Genomic DNA, 22137 nt, shown 5'->3' with positions numbered 1-22137 from the left:
AGGTTGGCACTTGTCGTCAGCCTTCCTCGCTGGGGAGGATCACCAGCCGCTGCCTTTCAGATCGGTGAGTTGGATCTCAAGCTGCCCGAGATTGTCAGCAGCTGTCCCCTTGCCGGCGAGCGTGTTGTGGACGACGGTCCAGAAGGCGTTGGAAGCCTCATTGTACTTGGTCTTCATGATCGCCGACGGTCGCACCAACCCGTTCTCAATCCCCCCTTTCATAGTGGGTATAAAAGGCTGGGCCGCAACAATCTCCTTGTCGTCAAAGAGTAACGGCCGCGTTGGGACCACTCCAAGCTGAATTACATCTTCCTTCTGCACCTCCGCGGAAGCCAGGAACTTCACGAATTCGATGGCCTCTTTCTGGTGTTCGGAATACCTTGATACTGCGTTGCCCTTCACACCGATGGTGCCTGCCGACTGTTGGCCAGGATCGGCAGGCAATGGCACAGCACTAAACTTGCCCTTGATCGGGCTGTCGGCTGCGTCACCGAGTCCCCAGATATAAACCCAATTGCGCATAAACACGCCATTGCCCGCCTGCCAAACGCCGCGCGCTTCCTCCGATGAGTAGGCAAGCACACCCGGCGGGGAGATCGTGCCCACCCAGTCCTTGGCCCGATCGATGGCGGCAGCCGCCTTCTCGTTATTGATGGAAATCGTCCCATCCGGCTCGACGATGTTGCCGCCGCCGGATGAGTTAAGCCATTCCAGAGCGTTGCAGGTCAGTTCTTCAGAGGCGCCTCCTTGGAAAAGATATCCCCACATATCTGGGTTGCCCGCCGCGCGCTCCTTATCCTGGATTTCCTTGGCGGTTGCCGTCAGTTCGCCCCAAGTCTTTGGCGGCTCCCTCCCATATTTCTCCAGAAGGTCCTTGCGATAGAAGAGCAGCGCCCCATCTAACTCCATCGGCATCGCAAGGAGCTTGCCGTCGACTGACAGGGCGTTAACAATCGAGGGAAAGTGCTGGCCGATCACATCCTTGGTCGCGTCCGCAAGGTCAACCAGGTCATTGGCAAACCCGGGCAGCCAGATGTTATCCATTCGTAGAATGTCGATGCTCTTGTCGCCTGCCGCGAGCCAGAGGCGGTACTGGCTGACTTTCGCGGCATCTCCGGACGGCAAGTGTATGAGTTTGACCTTGTTGCCTGTGGCCTTCTCGAACTTGGCGATCTCTGCCGTATAGAAGTCAAACCCCCAGCCGGTTGCAAACGTCAATTCGGCGGCGCTGGCAATGTTGGCGACGAACGCCATCGCGGCGCCGAGACTTAAGGTCCTCACGAAAGATTTCATAGATATTCCACCTCCACATTGTTTGGCTTGTTGAACGCGCTGCTGTCGCAGCATCCGATTGACTGTTAAGTACGAATCGAATTCTGAGATATGACAGAGGAGCGTGTCGATGTTCGTTCAATTCCGCCTGGCGCAAAGCGTCGTTAGATCGAACCGCCAGTTCCCTGCTGGAATGAATACATTTCTGGAATAGCTTGGCATGTGGAATACAGTTCCATTAAATTACCTCGCTGTCAAGGGTCAGGCCGTCAGGGCTGCGAACTCGGGTTAACGCACTTTCGCTATTGTGGCTTGGCTGATTCCATGGAGCTCGATGATTCGCAGCGCCCGCGATGACCATTGCCATCCTTGAAGGGTTCGAGAAGCCGCGCCTGAAGGCGCTTCTGGAGCACTTTACCGCCATTGACGACCCGCGCGAGCCGTGGCGGGTGGCGCATCCACTTGAGGAAATGCTGCTTCTGGTGGTGTGCGGCACCATCTGCGACTGCGACGACTACGACCTGATCGCCGACTGGGGCGCGGCCCATCTCGACTTGCTGCGCCGTACCTGCCCTACCACCACGGCGTGCCCGGCGGACGCTGGCTGACCATGCTGATGAACCGCATCGATCCAGGGCTGTTCGCGGACGCCTTCACCTCATGGGTGCGCCAGACATGGCCTGACAAGCCGGACTTCGACCAGCCGACGCTGCGCACCGAGATCGAACGCTACTTCGACGATGCCCCTGCCCATTGCCTCGATAGCTTTGTCGACCTCGGCAAGGCCCATGGCCGCATCGAGGAACGCACCTTTACCGTCAGCACGGAAACCGGTTGGCTCGAAGGCCAAAGACGCTTTCCCGGCGAACTGCGCCTGCCGCACGCCACGACCATCGTGCGCGTGCGATCACGCACCGGGCGCTCGGCGCCATATCTGGACAACGGCCGGTCTTGACGCGGGCAACACGCACCTCGGTGTGACGCCCGCCGGTCCAATGGATCAGCAGCACGGCTTCGTTGGTCGCCTCATCGAGATCACATACGATCTCCTGAACCAGGATATGGATAAGGCGCTGCTTGGTCCGAGTGTCGGTTGAGGGTGCGTTCCATACCGCCGGTAGATCATGGGCAAGCTGAAGCAAACGGGCGCGATCGACCTTCGGGCGTGTCGCCGACAGAGCCGACAGCTCCGCGATCCGGCGCTCCAGTGTGGCCACGCGGTCCAACGCATCGTTCCAGCGAGCCTCGAGTTCGCGTGCGACATGGCGCTTGGCGGGGTCGACCAGTTCGTAACGACGCCCGGCCAGCGAGGCATCGTATCGGGCTGCTTCCAGCTCCCGCTCGACGGCGGCAACGATGTCCTTTCGCGAACGCTCGGCCTGCTCCGAAGCAAAGATCGCGGCTTCCACGGCACGATCGGAGACGGCTTCTAGGATCTGCAGGGCGACGGCGCGATCAATCCGCAGACCGCCAATGCCGATGCACAGGCCAGCGCCGACATGGGCATCATCGCCGCGGCACTGGTAGCGATGGGCGTTGCCGTTCGCCATGCCATAGAAGACGCGCATCATTCGTCCGCATCGCTCACAAAGCATCAATCCCGTGAGCAGGGCGCGGCCTCCACGTGCAGATTTGCGCGCGCAGTTCTTCTTCATATACGCGTTCTCGAGCAGGAGCTTCTGATTCTCCTCGTATTCCTGCCAGCTGATGTAACCAGGATGATTGTCACGCAACAACACATGCCATTCGTCGCGAGACTTCCTGAAGCCGCTGGCCTTACGGGCGCGCCCCTCGACAATCCGTGTCCGCTGCGCCGTTCTGCCGAATGCGTAGGCGCCGCCATAAAGCGGATTGTGAAGAATCTGCATGACACTGTGGTAGGCGGGAGGCTTCCAGACGAGTTTGCAAACCTCGACATTGCGCCGGACCACGGGCATTTTAATGTCTGCCGATCGCAGCCATAAGAAGACCTGCCGCGCGCTGTCCAACTCGCGGAACTTCGCGAAGACCAGCCGGATGGTGTTGGCCACGTGCTCGTCAGGATCGATCTCGAGCTTATCGGCCTCGCTCCAGCAGAAGCCTGGCGGAAGCATGAAGCGGAACTCCCCACGCTTGGCCTTGGAGTCACGGGCGGCGATGCCGCGCTGTCGCATCAGGCTCAGTTCGTATTCCGACATCGTTCCCTTCAGCCCAAGCAGCAGGCGGTCGTTGACGAGCCGCGGATCGTATGCGCCATCCGGATCAACGACCAGCGTGCCGGCCAGCGCGCACAAGTCGATCAGATGATGCCAGTCCCGTCCGTTACGCGCCAGTCGTGACGCCTCGATGCAATAGACCGCACCGACATCGACGGAGCAGACCATGGCGACAAGCCGCTCAAAGCCGGGTCGCTGCATCAGGCCGGACCCCGAGCGGCCAAGATCGTCGTCGATCACCGTCACCGATGCAAAGCCGACCGCTTCTGCGGCTCCCGCCAGGTCATACTGCCGGCGCTGACTTTCCAGATTGCCCGTCACTTGCGACATGGTCGATTGACGAACGTAAACTACCGCCGAGCGGGCGAGGTGATCAGGCGTGATCTTCGGGTTCATCACCGCCTCCCTGATCCGCTTCGGCCGCCAGCGCTTCCAGCAGAAGGTCGGCCAATGTCTCGACCAGTCCCTTCGTGTTTTTGCCCACTGGCGGATGTGGAATTTGACGCTCCAGCTGCAGGATGAGCTGCGCGCGATTGTGATATCGGCTTCTTCGCACCGTCCCTCTCCTTCTTCCTTGAAGGGCGGGATTGTGCGCCTTGCTTGCCATTCGCGCCGAGCGCCGTCAGGACGATCGTTAACTCATTGAGACCCTCGATGCCGATTTCGGGTCGCCCAAGCGTCATGCCCGCGCAGTAGCCGGCGTCGAACATCCAATTCGGGAGTTCGCGGCAAAGGTCAGGACGCTCCTCCGTGTAGATGCACGTCAACGCCTTCCCACGACGAAATGGCGAAACCTGCAACGTGCTCCCAAACAACGGATGCCAGCGATAGGCAACCGTCGCAAAGCGGAAACCATATGCAGAATGTCGATAATTGCGCCCTTTTGGCCCGGAAGACGAAGGCTGCCCCACAGAACGGGTCGAGGCCTAGCATCTCCTGCACAGCCAATGCCAATCCGTCCATGCCGCGCCGGAAGTCAACCGGCCGGGTCGCCAAGTAGATCTTAGAGATCGGCGCCCAGTGCCATCATCGCGAGGCCCGAACCGCTCGGATCACCTGCTACAGCTGCTCGAGGTCAACCGCCGTTCGGATCACCATGTCGTCGATCACGATCTCCAACTTCGCCGGCGTCGATTTCGGTGGCCTCATCCTCCGCTGAGGCGCCGATGATTCTTCCACCATCAGCGGCGCGAACATCGGCCCCATGCTTTCCGGCGGTGCCAGTTGCTGACGAAGGCGACGCCGCCAATCGTAGACCTGCCAGCGGGTCGCACCATGCTTGCGTGCGACCGCCGCCACCTGCACCCCCGGCATCAGGCTCTCGGCCGCAATCCGGGCTCTCTCAGCCTCCGAGCGAACCCGCCGTCCCGTTGGACCTTCCAGAACCTCGAGCCGGCCTGCGTAGCCAGCTGTTGGGACGTCCAAATCGACGTCCATTTTGCCGTCTGCTCCCACGTAGGCCCTCCGTCTCTCGCGATCGGGAGGATTCTTCGCACATTCACCTCATGCCTCGCACGAGGGGAGTGGCGTGGCGCTTACGCATCAAACCTTCTTGCCGTAACGCGGCAAGCAAGCGCCGGAGCGCCGATCGGTCGCCCGAATCGATGCTCCAGTGTTTGGAACGGTGCTCTAGAAACCGCTCAACATGAACTTCGCTTAAATCCTGGAGATCGTGCCCGTTGCCGACATGCCAGTCTCTCACCTCACGAAATAAGCTTAGCGATCGCCAGGTGCATTGGCGACCGAAGCCTTCGTGCGACAATCTGCCGGCATCAACGCGTGCAAACTCGCCATATGGCCCGTGGATCAGCTTCCGATACAGTATGCTGCGTTGCAGATAGTCACTTGCGTTCATGTGTTCTCTCCTTCGCGTCAATTGCGAGGGAGAGAGCCTAAGCTATGCCGATCCAGCTACCGCTACGTTGAGGAAAGTGTTGGTAAAAACTTGCTCACTCGGCATAATTCGGCGGTCGGCATAAACCTGCGAGCTCAATGGCATCGAGCCACTCGGCTATCTTACTGACGTCCTCACCAGGATCGTCGATGATCATCCCAACAGCCGGATCGACGATCTCCTGCCATGGGCCTACGTCACAAAGTCAGACCTCAAGGCCGTGGCCTGAGAACAGCGCTCTGATGTCCGCTGTCAAGGTTTGGAACGCAGGAGGTCGCCCGATCCGAGGAACGGCTGCTCATTCTTATAGTCGCGCATGGTGGAGGCGGAACTGAAGGACGTCGGTGATCAAGCTCTGATGCGCGGGTTGGCTACCGCATTCCCGATTGTGCGTCCGGGGCTGTTCCTATCTTACTGCGGGCGTCGGCCATGTTGCCGGCCACAAAGCGTCTGACGGGCATTCCCCTGCCGGGTCCCGCCTCCGCCCATGCGCGAGATGAAAGGCCGTCCCAGGTCTACGATCTGATCGCCTGGGCCTCCCTTGCAACGGCCCACATGAAGCCGGCCAGTTCACGGGCGATTGCTGTGCACACCACCGTTGTCCTCTTGCCGCGTCCGCTCAACATTCGATAGCGGGCGGTCAGCCGTGTTTGGGCCTTCCATGCGATCTCGCGCACCTTCGGTGGAGCTTGCTCCAGCCGGTACAGCTTCATCTTGCCTACCTTGGGAGGATGCCTGTACGTCCATGCGCTCTCGACCAGCATATGGCGAACGCGGCCGTTCCCTGCCTTGGTGATGCCGCCCCGTCTGACTGTCTCGCCGGTCGATCGTTCGCCGGGAACGAGGCCAAGATAACCCATGAGCTGGCGTGGCCTCTCGAACCGCTGCACGTCGCCAACCTCGGTGGCGAATGTCACGGCAACGATTAGGCCTACGTCCCTCAGGGTCTGCAGTGCCCGCACGATCGGCGCCAGGGACCAGGTCGCAATGAACTCCTCGATCACACCCTCAAGTCGCTCGACCCGCTCTTTCGAGACGCGGATCGCTTCGACCATTTCCTGAAGCGCGATCTGATGCGCCGGGTGATCGAACGGTTGCTCCTGCAGCCAGCGCAGATAGCGCATCGTCCAGCCCTTCTTGCGAGGATAGATACGTCCGTGCTTGAGCATGAAGGCGCTCACATGCTGCCGGTGGACGCGAAGCGTCTCGACTGCGGCCGCCCGGGCGCGGACGAGATCCCGCATGGCTTCATGACCTTCATCGGGAACCCACACCGCCGTCAGTTCGCCGGCGCGCAGCAGTCGAGCCAACGCAAGAGCATCCCGGCGGTTCGTCTTCACCCAATCGCCGGGCTTCCTTGGGATCAGCGATGGGGCGACCACCATGCATTCATGGCCGAGCGATCGGATCAGCCGATAGAGACCATAGCCGGTCGGACCGGCCTCGTAGCAGAAATACACCCGATCGAACTTGGCGGCGACCGCTGGATAACTCGGCGCATGCTCACATCCGACGCGTCGACCTCGCCGAAGAAGCGAACCTCTCCCTCTCGGCCGGCGTCCGCAATCGCGATGGCGTTCCTCAGCTTCGCGACATCGATTCCGACAAACGCTTCCCTATAATCTGCCACGGCTCGTCCTCCTGTGATGAGGATCGGCTCGGTCCGCTCGAGCAACCCTCGGACGCGCAGTGTAGGGCGAGCCACCTCACCGACAGAGGCGGACATACGGTCTTACGATTGATCGGTAGATCGGTGCTGCATAAACGAAAACTTCATCGAGATTGCGTCAGACCCCTTTTGCCTGCCGATCCAGGGTCCCAAGTCCGGGCCGATTGACAGCAATTGCGTACGCTTTGGTTTCACTGGAGCGGTTCTGGCGACTTAGCCAACTAATTGCGGTTGCGCGACAATTGCATCGAAACCTGGTCGAGAAGCAATTTGGCGCTCCGTCGCAGGTCGCTTCTGCCTCATTTGAAGCGATAAACGCCCAGCGCTTCGAACGTTTTATAAATTTCGTCGGCATACTTGGCGAACTCGGGATATTGGCCAAGGTAAGCCGGTCGAGGCCTCGGCAGATCGATCCGAATTTCTTCAACGACTCTCCCTGGGGAGTTCGACATCACCAAAATCCGGTCCGATAAGCCGATGGCTTCCTCAATCGAATGGGTGATGAACAAAACGCTTTTACGCGTCTCTAACCACAGCGTCTCAAGGTCGTGGCGGATCTGCGTGCGCGAAATGGCGTCAAGTGCACCGAACGGTTCATCCATCAGCAAAACTGCGGGATCATGCACTAACGCGCGAGCGATGGCGACCCGCTGCTGCATTCCACCCGACAACTGCCGCGGATAGCGGGCCTCAGCTCCGGTCAACCCAAGTTTCGCGAAGAGCTCAGTTGCACGCTTTTGAGTTGAGGCGCGGTCAAGTCGTCGAATTTCTTGTTGAAGAAGCACGTTCTCCATCGCAGTCCGGAATTCCAGCAGCAAGTGATCCTGGAAGACAATTCCAACATCAGTCATAGGCTTGTTAAGGACTTTCCCATTGATCTCAACTGACCCTGCCGTTGGCTGAAGCAGGCCCGCAATGATCAGCATAAGCGTGCTCTTGCCACAACCGGAGGGACCGAGGATGCTTACAAACTCTCCCTCGCCGATTTCGACGCTAACCGGCCCCAGCGCCCGGAACTCTCCGTACGTTTTGGTGATATCAGATGCGTGTATTGATTTGCGTCTCTCTCGCGCCATCGCGAAACCCCTGACCTTTGTTTCGCTTGTAGTTACCTGCTGCGGAAAGCTAACCACTCCGGTCATTGGTCATTCCTCCAAGGCATCATCCACTTTTCAAATCCGAGCAAGATTCCAGTCAGCAACATTGCGAGACCAGCTGTCGCCATGATTCCGGCGAATACGAGCGCGACGTCCATGTAGCCCGCCGCCGACAATATGAGAACTTCGAGGCCTTGGTTTGCGCCAACGAGTTCCGCAGTTATGCAACCCGAAACCGCATAGACCATGCCGATCTTCATGCCTGAAAAGATAAACGGCATTGCAGCCGGAAGTCGAATGTAACGAAAAGTCTGCCATGAGCTCGCGCCCATCGAGTTGGTAATCAGATTCAAACGTGGGTTCATAGCTGAGAAGCCCGCGATACTGTTCACCAGAATCGGAAAAAACGTCATGACAGCGGTCAACGCAATGCGGGGCGTGAACCCGAAGCCAAACCACACTATCAGAAGGGGGGCGGTGATCGTTTTAGGTATGATTTCGAAGAACACGATAACCGGGAACAGGCTTCGCCTCAGCGAGGGGAATGAAGAGATCGCCAGTCCGAGCGGCATGGCAATAAGCGTTGCGATACAAAAGCCGCATACAACAACCCAGCCCGTGGCTGCAAAATTATAGGCGAGATCATTTCGATCAGTAACGAATCTGCCCATGAAGTCAGATGGCGCAGGGACAAGGTACTTTGGCACGTCAAACCAGTAACTGCCGAACTGCCAGGCGGTGACAAACAAGACCAATACCAACGCTGGGGGAAGAATCCGCTCAATCCCTTTCGCCGTATAAGGATTCGTATTTGTGTCAGCGATTGCGTTAGCCATTGATGTACTCTTACTGTAAATTTACGTCGTTGTAAGCCTAGATTAACGGTGGCGCCGCTGTATCCCGCGCCACCGTTGCGCCTGTCTCGTTACGGACAGGGGATATTTTCAGGAGGAAGGTAGTCTTCGGTATGCATGGCCCCAATGCCGTGGCCCAGATTGAGAGCTTGGCCAGTACTCTTCCAGAGCTCGGCAGGAGCCCTACCCAAACCTGTCGAACCCTGGAGGCAGAGTAGTGACAAGGTGTATTTTTTCAACGAGACAGATACCCGGTCTTTCTTTCCTGAATTAGGATACTTTTCGAAGAGCGCATCGACGGCGGCGTCGGGATTTTTGGCAACTGCGGCATATCCTTTGAGAGTAGCGTCGATAAACTTCTTATAGAGATCAGGATTCTGCTTGAGCTTATCATCCCGAGCGATAAGACTCATGCCAACTGTAGGGACGCCTATGTCGGCGTAATACATGATCTTTGTCTCGACACCCATGAACTCCAGCGGAACCATTTGGTCGCCCGGTGCGTCCGAGACCGCGTCGACCTTCTTCTCATTCAGAAGGGCGATGAAGCTTGCGTCATCAGCAAAGATCATGTTGATCGTCGACTTATCGACCCCATTCGCCTTCACCATCGCTTCAAAGAGAGGGACGTTTGCGGAAGCAGGGCCGATAGCGAAGGTTTTCCCCTCCAAATCTTTCGGTTTCGAGATGGGTGTATCCTTGAGAGACACGATTCCGAAGCCATTCTTCTGATAAACGGGTGCAATGATTTTGACTGGCGCTCCTTTTGCTGCGATCGAGAGCGCAGATGCACCGGAGGCAAGTCCGACATCTGTGTTGCCGGCAGCGACGAGTTGGGAGGTCGATCCCGACCCCTTTCCGGATTCAATTTCGAGGTCGATTCCGGCATCTTTATAATAGCCAAGAACATCGGCGTAGACGATCCCAATACTAGAATCGTCTGGCGTCCAGTTGAGGGTCACCTTGAGTTTTTCGGCGGCCGCTGCTGGCGAGATTGCAAGAGCCACAAGAGCCGCAGCCAAGCACCCTAACCTAGTGATGCGCCGAGAATAATTCCTGTATCCAAGCATTGTATTCCCCTTTCTTAAGTTATCACTGGTGATATTGCTAACCCTAATCGCGATATTTTCGCGTTACCTGTTTTTCTACGAACTGACTGACGGCGTTGAGCGAGACGCCGACAACAGATGTTATCAGAACTACTGCGATGACTTGCACAGGATCTCGATATCTAACGCCTTCTAGAGCGGCAAATCCCAGCCCTTCATTCGCGGCAACCAGCTCACCGACAACTGCGGTCGTAGTGGCAAGCGCCAATGAGATACGAAAGCCGCTCATCAGATAGGGAAGCATTGTCGGCCAATCGACGTATCGAAAAGTTTGGAGCGCGTTTGCCCCCATCGTCCGTGTGACGAAATACAGACGGTCGGGGGCGCTTCTTATTCCCGAAATGGCGTTCACCAAGATAGGAAAGAAGACACTGAAGCCCACCAAAATAGATGTCGGAGTTAGGCCGTATCCAAACCAGATAACTAACACGGGCACTATCGCGATCTGCGGCATGGACTGCAAGAAAACGACAAAGGGATAAAATGCCCGATCAAGCAACTGTATTTTTGCGAGCGCAAAGGCCACCGGGATGGCAGCGGCGGCCCCACTGGCAAAGCCCACGGCTATGACCTTAAGCGTAGAAGCGGTCATGGTGAGGAAATACACCGGCTTGGAGAAAATCAAACCGAGGACTTGCTCCGGGCCTGGAAGAATGTAGTCAGGAATCTTCAGAAACCGGACTGCAGACGACCAAACCGCAATCAGGACCAAGAGCCAAAACAATGTGACCAGCCAATCTGGTACACTTATCTTCAACCTGAGAGGCTTCGCCAATCCAGTCACTCCCATCTGGAACACATGAACATCTGGAATGCCGTTCCACCATATCTCCCCGACGCCCTGAGTCAAGCCGAAAACGAATGTTTCGAAAATGAACATCCGCCAGCATTTGATTGGAATGGCGGCCGGCTTCACTCGGAATCCGCAAGGCCTTGGTCCGGCAGCAGCCGGCCGCTTTGAGCGCCGAGGAGCGCCAACTCGATCTGGCGCTGTTTTCGCCAGACTGATGCTCGCGCTGCGCGATCGCCTGGATGGCCGCTTCAACCCGAGCGGCTGCAGCAGCCGCAGGACCTCGGCTCCCGCCGCCTCGTCGACCCGTAATGCGCCAAACGAGATACAGGAACCACCGTCGGGATTGCTCCGGGTCGTGTCGCACTTACGCGGCCGACATCACCCTTGGCGCCATTATAGCCAAAAGCCGGCGGCCGCAATGACCGCAACGCAATGGCCCGGCGAGCAAAGCCTCTCCCTTACGCACCTACCCGCGCACCATCATGCCCCTGCCGTTGGCATTGTCAGTAATCAGCCGTTGATTCCTTTCAAGGTCTGCCCAGGATAAAATGCCTTCGTGATGATCAACGAGCAAGACTGCCCAATCTGAGCGAGCTTTGCGACGGCCGCGCCCGATTCGCTTGCGGCCATTTTCGATTATCGTCCGACTTCCGGTTCGGCCAAAGGCATACGCACCAGCATAAACAGGATTGGTGAGAAGGTTGCTCCCCGTCGTGTAGACCGGAGGTTTCCACAGCACCTGCTGCTGTCCGGAGATCCTGGGGTTGATGTACGGCAGCTTTATCTGGTCACTGCGAAGCGACAAGAACACCTGGCGGTTGCTTTGCATTTCGGCAAAGCGAGTGAAGACCAACCCAATCGCCTCGCGCACGCGCAGATCGGGAACCCTTTCGATGTTGTCACGGCCACTTTCACACAACCAACGGCGACCGTGAAGAAGAGCTCGCCCCGTCGTGCTTTCTGCTTCAAGGCTTCCATCGAACGGGCGCGCAGGAGCGACAGTTCGAGCTCGCTCATCGTCCCTTTCATGCCCAGCAATAACCGATCGTTCGGATGGCGTGGTTCATAGATGCCATCTTCATCGACGATCACCGTGCCAACCAGGCCGCAAAATTCGATCAACGTTGCCAGTCCCGCCCTGTTGCGCGCCATACGTGACACCTCGATTGTAAACACGGCGTCGACGCAGCCTTCACAGATCGCTGCCAGCAGCTTCTCGAAGCCCCGACGACTGACACCCGAACCCGAGCGACCAAGGTCATCATCGACGACTGTCACATCCGCCCAGCCAAGAGCCGGGCCTATTGACGTCGCCGGCTCTCATGATTGTTGGCAGCTGGTCGACGGTCGATTGGCGGATGTAGATGTAGGCGCCGCGCGCCAGGTGGTCAGACGTGATCTTCATCGCCGGCCTCCGTCGCTGCGGCTGCGCCGCGTGCTTCCGACAGCAGCGCGCTCACAGTGGCAATAGCTTCGTCCGCTCGGCCGGCGCTATCGGTGCCGGTGGGGTCTTGGGCACGAAGAGATCGAGGTGGCGGTGACAGGATTGACGATGCTTCATGCTTGTCTCCTCCTTCGCAACGGGAATCGTCGCGAAGCAAGGTTAGACAACCATCGAGCTGAAGACGAAGTTCGCGTAGATACGTCAGCGGCAGACGGGACTCTCGGTCACCATCATCGCCTCCGCACGATCCTCCGTCATCCAGATCGGCAACTGCACCAGGGTGCCGTCAGGCTGGCGGATGATCAGAGCGACCTCGTCACCATCGCGATTGCGCCCGGCGACAATAACCGCTTCCCCGTAACGGGGATCAAATCGATAGCGGATAATCGCCTCACCCGACTGATAGCGGGCATTATGAAGTTGTTGCCCCGACGCCAGGTGTGCTCATCAATCCCCCAGACCTTATCAGCCCGCGCGATCTTCAGCATCGCGATGGAGCTTGGTGAACTCGCACCACAACGCCGTCCGCACCGCCAGCATCGCACCAATCACCGTTTCCAGAGTGACGTGCCCTGCTGTCAGTTCCCGGATGCGCGCCCCAAACTTTCCACGACTGACCTCTCCGACGTTCAGCCCATAGCCGCGCAATATCCCGCGGATGCTCAGTTCAACGTCGAGAAGCTTGCCTTGCAGAAGCTTGCGTCCAACAAGAAGGGCTCGGGTATCCTTGCAAGTCACCGATTTGGCATGAACCGGGCGGTACCATCCCATCCGCAGCAGTTGGGCGATCCCGCGCGCATCTTTCCAGTCGGTCTTCACCGTCATAGCCGAGAGCGCCGCCTTCACGTGCCGCTCTCGAGCAAAACCGCATCGCGTCCGGCGGCCACGAGCCCGGCATGTAGCGGACCAGTGCCTCGGGCTCGCTGGCGATCTTGACCTCCCGCACAATCGTTCCGGTCGCGTCCACAATGCACACGCTGCTGTCTTCCAGAGAGATATCGATTCCCGCAGAGTGTTCCATGGCTGTTCCTCTCATGATGCTTGGAGCCGACCGCTCGGACTCCGTTTCAACACCATCATTCTGAGGGACAGCCACCCAACCTGGCTATGCTCGTGAAGGCCGGCCCATTACGGCATCTAGAGGGATGAAATGATCGGTGCCAAGAAGACACAGAAAGTTGTGCCGCGCGCAGACCACGACGATGCATGGAGTTTTTGCGATGCCGTTGCTTCGCCTGCCTATACTTTCCAAAGCGCGAAGGCCCGTTAGGGCGCGTTAGGGCGGATGCGCTTGACATCGAATTCGCGCTCATATAGGGCAATCGTAGCAGTTGGAATGACGTTCCATCAAGAGGAGGTAATTGGGATGGAGGATACATGCATGAGCGTTGAGGGGCTGGCGGCACGGCAACGGGAAGGCCACTCGCTCGAGCGCGCGTTCTATGTTGATCGGAACATATTCGAACGCGACTTGGAGGCGATATTTGCCAAGCAATGGCTCCTCGTTGACCACGTTTCATCCATTCCTGTGCTAGGGGATTATGTTACCTACGAGATAGCTGGCGAGTCTATCGTGGTTGTTCGTGGGGCGAATGGACATATCCATGCCCACTACAATGTCTGCCGCCACCGAGGCAGTCGCGTCTGCCTCGCTTCCGAGGGCATGGTTCGGACCTTCACTTGCCCCTACCACGGTTGGGTGTATGGTTTGGATGGTCGCCTAATCCATGCTAAGAACATGGGCGAGGGCTTTGATCGCTCACAATGGGCCCTGCATTCTTGTCATGTGCGGGTGTGCGAGGGATTGATCTTCATCTTCATTGGCGCAGAGGAGGATGCGCCGGATTTTAGTGCGATCGAAGCTGAGATGCTTCCCATTTTGAAACCGCACGGTCTAACACGTGCGAAGATCGCGCACACTGAGATCTACGCTACGCCCGGAAACTGGAAGCTAGCGGTGGAGAATTTTCGTGAGTGCTACCATTGCGCGATGTCCCATCCGGAGTACACGGCCGTCAACTCCTTCGTGAAGATCAATGACGCCGCGCCAGGGTCATTTGAACGTACGGTGCTCCCCGCCTGGGAGGAAACAGAGAGGGAACTGGGGCACGTCTCTGGAGCTGCCGGGCTCGAGGACGGGCCACAGCCTTGTCTAGCTCGGCGACAACCAATCCAGGAAGGCTGGCAGACTTTATCCCAAGACGGCCAACCGGTCGCCCCGCTCATGGGGACCTTCAAGGAGTTCGACGGGGCCGAGACGCATGTGTGGCTCGGAACGCAGTCCGCGATAAGTTGCACCAGTGATCATGTGACGCTGTTTCGGTTTACGCCGGTGGATCCGACCCACACGGAAGTGCGGCTCACTTGGCTGGTAGACAAGGACGCGAAGGAGGGTGTCGATTACGACGTGGACCGATTGAAATGGATGTGGCATGTGACCACGCTCCAGGACACACAGCTTATCACCGACAATCAGCTTGGAGTGAATTCGCGTCGCTACACGCCAGGACCGTACTCGGTTCGCGAGAGCAGGACGTCCGCTTTCATTTCATGGTATCTGGGTCGGCTGACAATGGATAATTCAGGTGCGGACAGTCACGGTTAGCCGCATTAAGGATGAGGCTCTTGACATACGTTCATACGAACTGATCGATTCACAAGGTGCGCCCCTTCCCCCATTCAGTGCGGGCGCACACATTGATTTGCACTTGGCGGATAAGTGGGTTCGGTCCTACTCGCTGTGCAACGATCCTCAGGAGCGACACCGCTATCTAATCACCGTTCTTCGCGAGTCGGCCGGGCGCGGAGGCTCTATGTTTGTTCACGAGAAATTGGCCGAGGGCAGCAGGGTTCCGATCTCGGAACCCCAGAACAACTTCCCACTGTTGCATAAGGCGAAGCACCATACTCTGATCGCTGGCGGGATCGGCATCACGCCCCTTCTCTCCATGGCCCGGCACCTTGAGGCAACCGGCGGAAGCTACAAGTTGTACTATTGCGCGAGCAATCCAATGAGAACCGCATTCCGACATGTGCTTGCAGCCCCACCTTTCGACCGGCACACGACGATGCACTTTAATTTTGGCGATCCGCAAGGCAGGTTAGATGTCGCCTCGCTTCTGCGGCGGCAAATGGAAGGACAGCACGTCTATTGCTGCGGGCCCGCGAGTCTCATAGAAGCCGTGAGAGTTGCCACGCAGACGTGGTGCGCCGGTACAGTTCATTTCGAACGGTTCAAGGTGGATCCGAAATCAGCAACAGATCCGGCACTAAATTCCTCGTTCGAAATCGAGATCGCCTCCACAGGTCAAGTTCTCATCGCACCTGCTGACAAGTCCATCCTGCAGGTTCTCCGGGAGAACGGCATATCGCACACCAGTTCCTGCGAAGAAGGCATCTGCGGCACCTGTGCGACGGGCCTACTTGGCGGTCGCGCCGAGCACCGTGATTCCGTTCTGACCGAGGAGGAGAAGACAGCACACAACGTTCTCATGGTCTGTTGCTCGCGCGCGGCCACAAAACGCCTGAAGCTCGATCTGTAGCGTCGCGATGTTCTCAGCTATGCACCTTACCGTCCTGCTTGGGTAAAGGCGTAAAACTTTAGACCACCCGATATTTAGGGTCTGAAACTAGAATTCCAATTCAATCGTGACGTCGAGGGCGCTCCGCCTGACCTGCCACGGGTAATTTCCTGCATCTGAGATTAGAGTCCGGACCTTGATTGAAGGACGGACTGATGAAGAGAAAGCGGTTTACGGAAGAGCAGATCATCGCGGTTCTGCGCGAGCATGAGGCGGGTGCAAAGGCGGGCGACCTGGCGCGCAAGCATGGGATCGCCGAGGCGACGCTGTATAACTGGAAGGCCAAGTATGGCGGGATGGACGTCTCTGACGCCAAGCGGCTGAAGGCTCTGGAAGACGAGAACGCCAAGCTGAAGAAGCTGCTCGCCGATCAGATGCTCGAAGCCTCGGCATTGCGCGAGCTTCTGTCAAAAAAATGGTAGGGCCCGCCGCCAAGCGCGAAGCCGTCGCGCATCTGCAGGCCGTCATGGGCCTATCGGAGCGTCGGGCCTGTTCCTTCGTTGGCGCCGATCGCAAGATGATCCGCTACCAGTCTCGCCGACCGCCAGAGACGGAGCTGCGTGGTCGGCTGCGTGACCTCGCCAACGAGCGTCGACGCTTCGGCTACCGGCGGCTGTTCATTCTGCTCAGGCGCGAGGGCGAAGCATCTGGGGTCAACCGTATCTACCGTCTCTATCGCGAGGAAGGTCTGACGGTGCGCAAGCGCCGGGCAAGACGGCGAGCGGTCGGCACGCGGGCGCCGATCCTGGTCGAGGCAAAGCCGAATGCGCGCTGGTCGCTGGATTTCGTCCATGACCAGTTCGCCTGCGGCCGGCGCTTCCGTGTGCTCAACATCGTCGATGACGTGACACGCGAATGTCTGGCCGCGATTCCGGACACCTCGATCTCCGGCCGTCGGGTTGCTCGCGAGCTGACGGAACTGATCGCCCACCGCGGCAAACCAGGCATGATCGTCTCCGACCACGGCACCGAGTTCACCTCAAACGCCATCCTTGCATGGTCGAAGGATCACGGGATCGAATGGCACTACATCGCGCCGGGCAAGCCGATGCAGAACGGTTATGTCGAATCCTTCAACGGTCGCATGCGCGACGAGCTCCTGAACGAGAGCCTGTTCTTCGGCCTGGATCACGCCCGAAGTGCCATTGCTGAATGGATGGGGACTTAAATCCTGTTTCATAACACCCATCTGTCTATGTCGTTGAAGTGAATAGGTTTTGCTGATCTGGACGCGATCCCGTGGGGTATTTTGGGTTTTGCCGCGCGCGATGAACGATGCGCTGTGCCGCCGGTTCGCCAAGCGTTGATCGGCTGAAGACCCATGGACCATCCGGCAGAGGATGCCTTCGATCTCGCCCGCCTCGGCGGCGAGCCTGAGGGTCTTCGGTGCAACGCCGAGAAGGGCGCGCCGCCTTGTTCAGGTTAAGCCATGGCTCTTTGCCGTCCGCCGCTGGCCGGAAGACAGGGATCTTATGATGCGACCTGTGCGCGGTGACCCGTTCGCGTGTCCATCGATTGCCGTGGCCGGTCACCAGTCCATTGCGGTTGAGGATGCCAGCAATCAGATCATCATTGGCGATGAGCACCAGTTGGCGGACGGCCGCGATGATATCGCCGGACGTGCTGTTGCGCTGTCCACGGCGCCGCTTCGGCAGGCGCAGTTCAGTATGGACGCCGCCAACCCAATGGGTCAGAAGAACGATCTCTGACGCTTCGTCATCGATATCGGCGACCACCTCCCGGATGACGGTGCGAACGATGCGCTTCTTGAGCCTTGCATCCGTCGTCGGCGCCGCCCACACAGCCTTGAGATCGGCGGCGAGCGCGGTGACGTGTATTGGCGACAGAAGTGATGGCTCCGATGTCGAGGCATCATGCGCGGCAATCCTGCTCTCGATCTCGCCGACACGCGTAAGCGCCCGGTTCCATCGCAACTCCAGTTCCGCCGCGACCAGCCGGTTCTGCGGATCGATGGCGTCGTATTGCCGGAACGCCCGATCGGCGTTGTAGCGTGCCGCCTCGCGATCGCGCATCAGAGCATCGCGGACCTGATCGCGGCGACTGGCCGCTTGCGCTTCGGCCTCGACGGCCGCGGCTATCGCTGCCGGCTCGACAACCCGCAGAAGAGCTTCCTCGATGGCGTCGTCGACGCGTAGTCCACCGAAGGCGATGCAACGCGGCTCGCCATTGTCAAGCAGACCACGCCAGCAGGAATAGCGCGGAATGTTGTGCTTGGTTCCCGTGTAGCGGACCGTCAGCTTGCGGCCGCAGCGCCGGCAGCGGACAAGGCCGGCGAGCAGAGCGTCGCCATGCTTGGGCGCCCCGTGATGCCGGCTCGTGGGCACGTTGTCGCTCACCATCTTGCGGATCGCTTCCGCCCTTTCCCAGCTGACGTAGCCTTCGTGTGCACCCGGGATCAGCGCCAGCCATTCATCACGCGCCTTACGGCGGCTGCGCGAACGAATGGCTGTTGCATCATATCCCGACGCAGCACGAGTCTTACCATAGGCGTAGGCGCCGCCGTAGATCGGGTTCTCGATCATTCGGTGGATGGTCGCATAGCTTGGGCCTGCGCCAGACCACATCGCCATTGTTGCGCTTGGCAGGCAAATCCAGCCCATGTTCGAGGAACCAGAGCAGGGCCTGGCGGGCACTGCCGAGTTCCGCCACCTTGTCAAACACAAGGGTGATGGCCTCCTGCATGCGACGGTCGGGATCCTTCTCCAGCCGGTCGCCGACCTTTACGAAGCCGACCGGGGAAGCGACGACGAGTTCACCGCGCCGGGCCTTCTCATAGCGGGCCGACAAGGAGCGCTGACGCAGAAGATCGAGCTCATACTCGTTGAGACTGCCCTTCAATCCCAGCAGCAGCCGGTCATTGCCCTGGCGCGGTGCGTAGACCGTCTCCTGGTCGATCAGCACGGTATCGACGACGCGGCACATCTCGATGAGCTGCTGCCAGTCGCGGCTGTTGCGGGCGAAGCGCGATAGCTCCCGCGCCGCAACCGCCCCAACCTTGCCGAGACAGACTGCTGCGACCATCCGATCGAAGCCCGCTCGCGCGACACCGCCAGCAGCAGAGCGGCCGAGATCGTCATCGACCGTCTCGATGCAAGACCAGCCGAGCGCGACCAGGCGATCGCGCATCGCATACTGCAGGGCGCTGCTCTCACGATTGTGCAGAACCTGATGGGCCGAGGACTGCCGCACATAAAGGATCGCCTTTCGCTCCAGATGGTGGGGCCGGATCTTCTCATGCATCATGGCGTGCCTCCTCCCGTGGAACGGCGCGCTCGCCGTCGACGTGGTCGAGGATCAGGCGCACCATCAGCTTTGTCAGCGTCAGGCGCGTCTCTTCCGGCAGCGCCTGCCATGGTGGCATCTGCGCGGTCTCCGCATCGTGCGGGTTGGAGAACAGATCGAACTGATATGTCGTGGGCTGGCGCGGCATGGACCTCTCCCCGATTCGCGTCGTGAGGATCCGATGCTGCGCCCGAATCCTCCAATTGCGATGGGGTGTGGGAATTGGCCGTCGCGTCCTGCAGCAGTGTCACCAAGACGCCAAGCGTTCTGGGATCGACATGTGGGGCAGCGGCAATGCGCCACGCGGTGCAGACCGCGCGATCAAACATCCAGGCCGGAACCTCCAGCCACCGATCGGAGGCGTGGCCAGAGAGACTGCAGCGGAAAACCTCCCGGTCAGCCTTCTCGATCACCTCATGAACGTGAACACAACGCCCGGCCCAGGGATGCCATGGATAAAGAAACTTGCGTTCCTCGGTCCCGTGGGCGTTCTCTCGTCGTGTTGTTCAACACTGCCAGGCCGCATTCCTCGCTCGGCTACCAGACCCCGGCGGCCTATGCCGAGGTCATCACCGCAACCGGCTCCGACGCTGCGCTGATCGAAGGCTCCGCGTCTTCTCCGGTTGCTCAACCCGCGCCCCACGGCGTAAGAGAAACCGAGGCTCTAATCGCCGCTGGATGAACGTTCAGTGGCAGGTCAATGTCACCGAGCACGGCAAGTGTCAGCGCTGTGGCCGGCAGGGCAATCGCTTTCATGCGGTCGAGAAAGGGCATGCCGTCATAGCTTCGGGAACCAGTTGAGCGTGGCCAGTGCAAAGCCGGAAATGGTCCTGTCAACGACACCGTTTCGGCAGCGAACGGCAATCAGCCCAGGCAGGATCGCCTGCGGCACCGGGGCAGCCCGCAATCGCGAGCGTGTTCAGGATGTCTACGTGGCGGCGGAATGGATCAAGCGCAAGCAACCCGCGAAGAGGCCGCTCGGGCGAGTAATACCATTCCCAAGTTCGGCGAGAAGGCGGCCATTGGCGTCGTGGATCGGAAGCAGCGCGACGGTGTCGTAGGAGGTGCCGCTCGGCCCTTCACAGCAAGGGGTATAGAACGCGGCGGACCCGAGCTCCTCGGGCGGGCTTGGCGACCAGATCGGTCACATTTCTAATTGTTCGAAGACTTGAATGAACTGCATTTTGCCTTTTGACCCGTCAGGTTTTTATCCAATTCTGTCGGCCTGGGCCAATTGTTGTGTCGCTAATTTGACGCCTAGTTTTTCTCGTGGAGAGGACTGCCGATAAGGCAGTGACTGGGAGAGAGGGCAATGAACACAGTCCATAGAGGTTGGTACCCCTGACACCAAGGGCGGCGAACCGCGGGATTTCCGGGACCGTATTCAAGATAGCGATTGTCGTGTCGTTCTCGTCGATATTTTGGTGAAGAACCTGAAAGTGACGCCCCCGCTTTCATTCGGCGGAGGCGGCGAGCTTCCACCTGGATTGCCCGAAGGATGAGGAACTCTACGCGGCAGCGCCGCCATTAGACGTGTCATTTTCCGAAATCCGATTTGACATGGAGCGATGTTCTAGATACTCACGTCGTTCCAGAATCGTCTTACCTCGGCGCCTGCATCCTTCGGCGACGGAGAGACCATGGGACCGATGGTCGCGGATGTAGGCCCGTTTCTCTGCCGCGGTCGTGCATGCAGAGCCCCTTAGAAACTCCAGTTCCAGAGCCTGCTTGCCGACTAGCCGTTCGAGCGCGGCAATGCGCGCCTCTATAAGCATGGAGAAGATCGGCCGCTGCAGCATCCTCATCGAGAGCGCCCGCCTGAAACTTCTCGACCCATATCCGGATCAGATTGCGTGAGATGTGGTGGCGCTTCGAGAGGGCATGCAGGGTCTCGCCGCCGAATACTCCTGCGAAACCTGCCGCTTGAACCCGACGCTGTGGGTTCGGTGCTTTGCCATGGGCCTTCATCCTCTGAAAGCCCGGCTGCCCGGTCAATTACCGAAAAACCATCCTGTCCGGCCCGAGGAGCCCACTCCAGATCCGGAATAGGGGGGAGAGGACATGGATGGGCAGGAAGAAGCGCCGGCAGCTGAGCCAGCGCCCATCGGGAGAGAGAGTGCCGCCGGGGACGAGGCGATGGATGTGCGGATGATGGGTGAGCGCCTGGCCCCATGTGTGAAGAATGGCCAGGAACCCGATCTCCCCTCCGAGGTGCCGCGGATCGGCGGCGATGGTCTTGAGCGTTGCGGCGACGGCCTCGAACAGGATGGCATAGACGACTGCCTTATTGTGAAAGGCGATCTCGGCGACTTCGGCCGGCACCGTGAACACGACGTGGAAGTAAGGCACCGGCAGCAGATCGGCCTGACGGTCTGCGAGCCATACGGTCTACCTTGACCGCGCTGCCAGCCACCTGCGGCCGGGGCGTCGGAGTATCCGGATGACCTGCTCAATCATGTCTCGCCGCTCAGTTGGGAACACATCAACCTCACAGGCATCTACACTGAGATTCTGAGCACCAGATGCCCGGAGGCTTCAGATCGCTTCGCTTGCCAGAACCTATTCGACGCGCGGCATGATGTTCATTCCGTTCGGCCTTAACGTACGATTTTGAGCAGCTCTTGTTCTGACTATGAAGCGAATGTTTACCTATGGAACACTGATTTTTCCGAGGAAGCGTAGACGCGAGGAAGCCACTCGAGACAGTTGACGGTCCAGAGTTAATGGAATAACGTTCTGCCAAGAATGACGTTTCCTCTCTTCGCAGTCGTCGAAGTGAGAAAGGAAAAAGCTTTCGAAGAAAATTTCTAACGGGTGCATCGATCGGTTGCTTACGGCAGGAGCTTATCGGGCTTCCCCTCCAAACCGGACCTTAGCCTGCACGCAAAAAAGCAAAGTTGCCGAGCGGCGTTGGCACACAGTGCCT

The 22137-nt window shown here is 58.8% G+C and carries 19 protein-coding genes and 7 pseudogenes; 7 read left to right on the top strand and 19 right to left on the bottom strand.

Annotated features, from left to right (window positions below; genetic code table 11):
- Positions 1–39: 39 nt before the first annotated feature.
- A complete protein-coding gene (locus NKH13_RS30005; RefSeq protein WP_352916387.1) occupies positions 40–1293 on the bottom strand; it encodes an ABC transporter substrate-binding protein in 1254 nt (417 codons plus the stop codon).
- A 332-nt stretch (positions 1294–1625) separates the two neighbouring features.
- Here NKH13_RS30005 and NKH13_RS30000 point away from each other — a divergent pair.
- Positions 1626–2188, top strand: a pseudogene (locus NKH13_RS30000) (transposase); the annotation flags it as partial.
- Here the strand turns inward: NKH13_RS30000 and NKH13_RS29995 are convergent.
- The 5 genes from NKH13_RS29995 to NKH13_RS29975 form a co-directional block, all read right to left on the bottom strand.
- Positions 2091–3863: a recombinase family protein gene (locus NKH13_RS29995; protein WP_352916385.1), complete on the bottom strand. Its 1773-nt coding sequence runs from the start codon at positions 3861–3863 to the stop codon at positions 2091–2093. The pseudogene NKH13_RS30000 and the gene NKH13_RS29995 sit on opposite strands and share 98 nt — an antisense overlap.
- The gene (locus NKH13_RS29990) at positions 3841–4074 is read right to left on the bottom strand and encodes a hypothetical protein (RefSeq protein WP_352916384.1); all 234 of its coding nucleotides are present in this window, start codon (positions 4072–4074) and stop codon (positions 3841–3843) included. The genes NKH13_RS29995 and NKH13_RS29990 overlap by 23 nt, the downstream gene beginning before the upstream one ends.
- 128 nt (positions 4075–4202) lie before the next feature.
- On the bottom strand, positions 4203–4430 hold the full coding sequence (locus NKH13_RS35770; RefSeq protein WP_502914596.1) for a hypothetical protein: 228 nt from the start codon (positions 4428–4430) through the stop codon (positions 4203–4205).
- A gap of 96 nt (positions 4431–4526) precedes the next feature.
- Positions 4527–4904, bottom strand: coding sequence for a transposase (locus tag NKH13_RS29980; protein WP_352916382.1), 378 nt, complete (start codon positions 4902–4904; stop codon positions 4527–4529).
- Positions 4905–4965: 61 nt separating this feature from the next.
- The gene (locus NKH13_RS29975; protein WP_352916380.1) at positions 4966–5322 is read right to left on the bottom strand and encodes a hypothetical protein; all 357 of its coding nucleotides are present in this window, start codon (positions 5320–5322) and stop codon (positions 4966–4968) included.
- Positions 5323–5446: 124 nt separating this feature from the next.
- On the opposite strand from NKH13_RS29975, the pseudogene NKH13_RS29970 reads away from it, so the two are divergent.
- A pseudogene (locus NKH13_RS29970) lies at positions 5447–5590 on the top strand (transposase domain-containing protein); the annotation flags it as partial.
- Positions 5591–5876: 286 nt separating this feature from the next.
- Here the strand turns inward: NKH13_RS29970 and NKH13_RS29965 are convergent.
- From NKH13_RS29965 to NKH13_RS29930, 8 genes and pseudogenes are all read right to left on the bottom strand, one after another.
- Positions 5877–6991, bottom strand: a pseudogene (locus NKH13_RS29965) (IS110 family RNA-guided transposase).
- A 338-nt stretch (positions 6992–7329) separates the two neighbouring features.
- Positions 7330–8172 (bottom strand): ABC transporter ATP-binding protein, encoded by an 843-nt coding sequence (locus NKH13_RS29960; RefSeq protein WP_352916378.1) that lies wholly within the window; start codon positions 8170–8172, stop codon positions 7330–7332.
- Positions 8169–8963, bottom strand: coding sequence for an ABC transporter permease (locus NKH13_RS29955; protein ID WP_352916376.1), 795 nt, complete (start codon positions 8961–8963; stop codon positions 8169–8171). The genes NKH13_RS29960 and NKH13_RS29955 overlap by 4 nt, the downstream gene beginning before the upstream one ends.
- A gap of 89 nt (positions 8964–9052) precedes the next feature.
- Entirely contained in the window at positions 9053–10003 is a 951-nt protein-coding gene (locus NKH13_RS29950; protein ID WP_352916374.1) for an ABC transporter substrate-binding protein, read from the bottom strand.
- Between the two features lie 91 nt (positions 10004–10094).
- Entirely contained in the window at positions 10095–11006 is a 912-nt protein-coding gene (locus NKH13_RS29945) for an ABC transporter permease (protein WP_352916372.1), read from the bottom strand.
- Between the two features lie 343 nt (positions 11007–11349).
- Positions 11350–11712 carry a recombinase family protein gene (locus tag NKH13_RS29940; RefSeq protein WP_352916370.1) on the bottom strand — a complete coding sequence of 121 codons (363 nt, stop codon included), beginning with the start codon at positions 11710–11712 and terminating at the stop codon, positions 11350–11352.
- Positions 11664–12161 carry a recombinase family protein gene (locus tag NKH13_RS29935; protein WP_352916368.1) on the bottom strand — a complete coding sequence of 166 codons (498 nt, stop codon included), beginning with the start codon at positions 12159–12161 and terminating at the stop codon, positions 11664–11666. The genes NKH13_RS29940 and NKH13_RS29935 overlap by 49 nt, the downstream gene beginning before the upstream one ends.
- A 593-nt stretch (positions 12162–12754) precedes the next feature.
- Positions 12755–13348 (bottom strand): annotated as a pseudogene (locus NKH13_RS29930) (transposase); the annotation flags it as partial.
- A gap of 360 nt (positions 13349–13708) precedes the next feature.
- Between NKH13_RS29930 and NKH13_RS29925 the strand changes: the two are divergent.
- The 4 genes from NKH13_RS29925 (at position 13709) to NKH13_RS29910 (ending at position 17076) form a co-directional block, all read left to right on the top strand.
- Entirely contained in the window at positions 13709–14932 is a 1224-nt protein-coding gene (locus NKH13_RS29925; RefSeq protein WP_352916366.1) for an aromatic ring-hydroxylating oxygenase subunit alpha, read from the top strand.
- 208 nt (positions 14933–15140) lie between these two features.
- Entirely contained in the window at positions 15141–15869 is a 729-nt protein-coding gene (locus NKH13_RS29920; RefSeq protein ID WP_352916364.1) for a PDR/VanB family oxidoreductase, read from the top strand.
- A 194-nt stretch (positions 15870–16063) separates the two neighbouring features.
- A complete protein-coding gene (locus NKH13_RS29915) occupies positions 16064–16330 on the top strand; it encodes a transposase (RefSeq protein WP_352916362.1) in 267 nt (88 codons plus the stop codon).
- Complete coding sequence (locus NKH13_RS29910; protein ID WP_352916407.1) at positions 16300–17076, top strand: IS3 family transposase; 777 nt, start codon at positions 16300–16302, stop codon at positions 17074–17076. The genes NKH13_RS29915 and NKH13_RS29910 overlap by 31 nt, the downstream gene beginning before the upstream one ends.
- A gap of 25 nt (positions 17077–17101) precedes the next feature.
- Here the strand turns inward: NKH13_RS29910 and NKH13_RS29905 are convergent, their stop codons facing one another.
- From NKH13_RS29905 to NKH13_RS29880, 5 genes and pseudogenes are all read right to left on the bottom strand, one after another.
- The gene (locus NKH13_RS29905) at positions 17102–18451 is read right to left on the bottom strand and encodes a recombinase family protein (RefSeq protein ID WP_352916360.1); all 1350 of its coding nucleotides are present in this window, start codon (positions 18449–18451) and stop codon (positions 17102–17104) included.
- Complete coding sequence (locus NKH13_RS29900; RefSeq protein ID WP_352916358.1) at positions 18408–19172, bottom strand: recombinase family protein; 765 nt, start codon at positions 19170–19172, stop codon at positions 18408–18410. Before NKH13_RS29900 ends, NKH13_RS29905 begins: the two co-directional genes overlap by 44 nt.
- Positions 19162–19359, bottom strand: coding sequence for a hypothetical protein (locus NKH13_RS29895; RefSeq protein WP_023722661.1), 198 nt, complete (start codon positions 19357–19359; stop codon positions 19162–19164). Before NKH13_RS29895 ends, NKH13_RS29900 begins: the two co-directional genes overlap by 11 nt.
- A gap of 560 nt (positions 19360–19919) precedes the next feature.
- Positions 19920–20103, bottom strand: a pseudogene (locus tag NKH13_RS29885) (ABC transporter permease); the annotation flags it as partial.
- 1148 nt (positions 20104–21251) lie between these two features.
- Positions 21252–21593, bottom strand: a pseudogene (locus tag NKH13_RS29880) (IS91 family transposase); the annotation flags it as partial.
- Between NKH13_RS29880 and NKH13_RS29875 the strand changes: the two are divergent.
- A pseudogene (locus tag NKH13_RS29875) lies at positions 21592–21790 on the top strand (Tn3 family transposase); the annotation flags it as partial. The pseudogenes NKH13_RS29880 and NKH13_RS29875 sit on opposite strands and share 2 nt — an antisense overlap.
- Positions 21791–22137: the final 347 nt, after the last annotated feature.

Source organism: Mesorhizobium sp. M1348, assembly GCF_040317925.1.
In the GTDB taxonomy this organism is placed as follows: Bacteria; Pseudomonadota; Alphaproteobacteria; order Rhizobiales; family Rhizobiaceae; genus Mesorhizobium.
The sequence above is the reverse complement of the archived record's forward strand: the minus strand, read 5'-3'. Positions and strand labels throughout refer to the sequence as shown.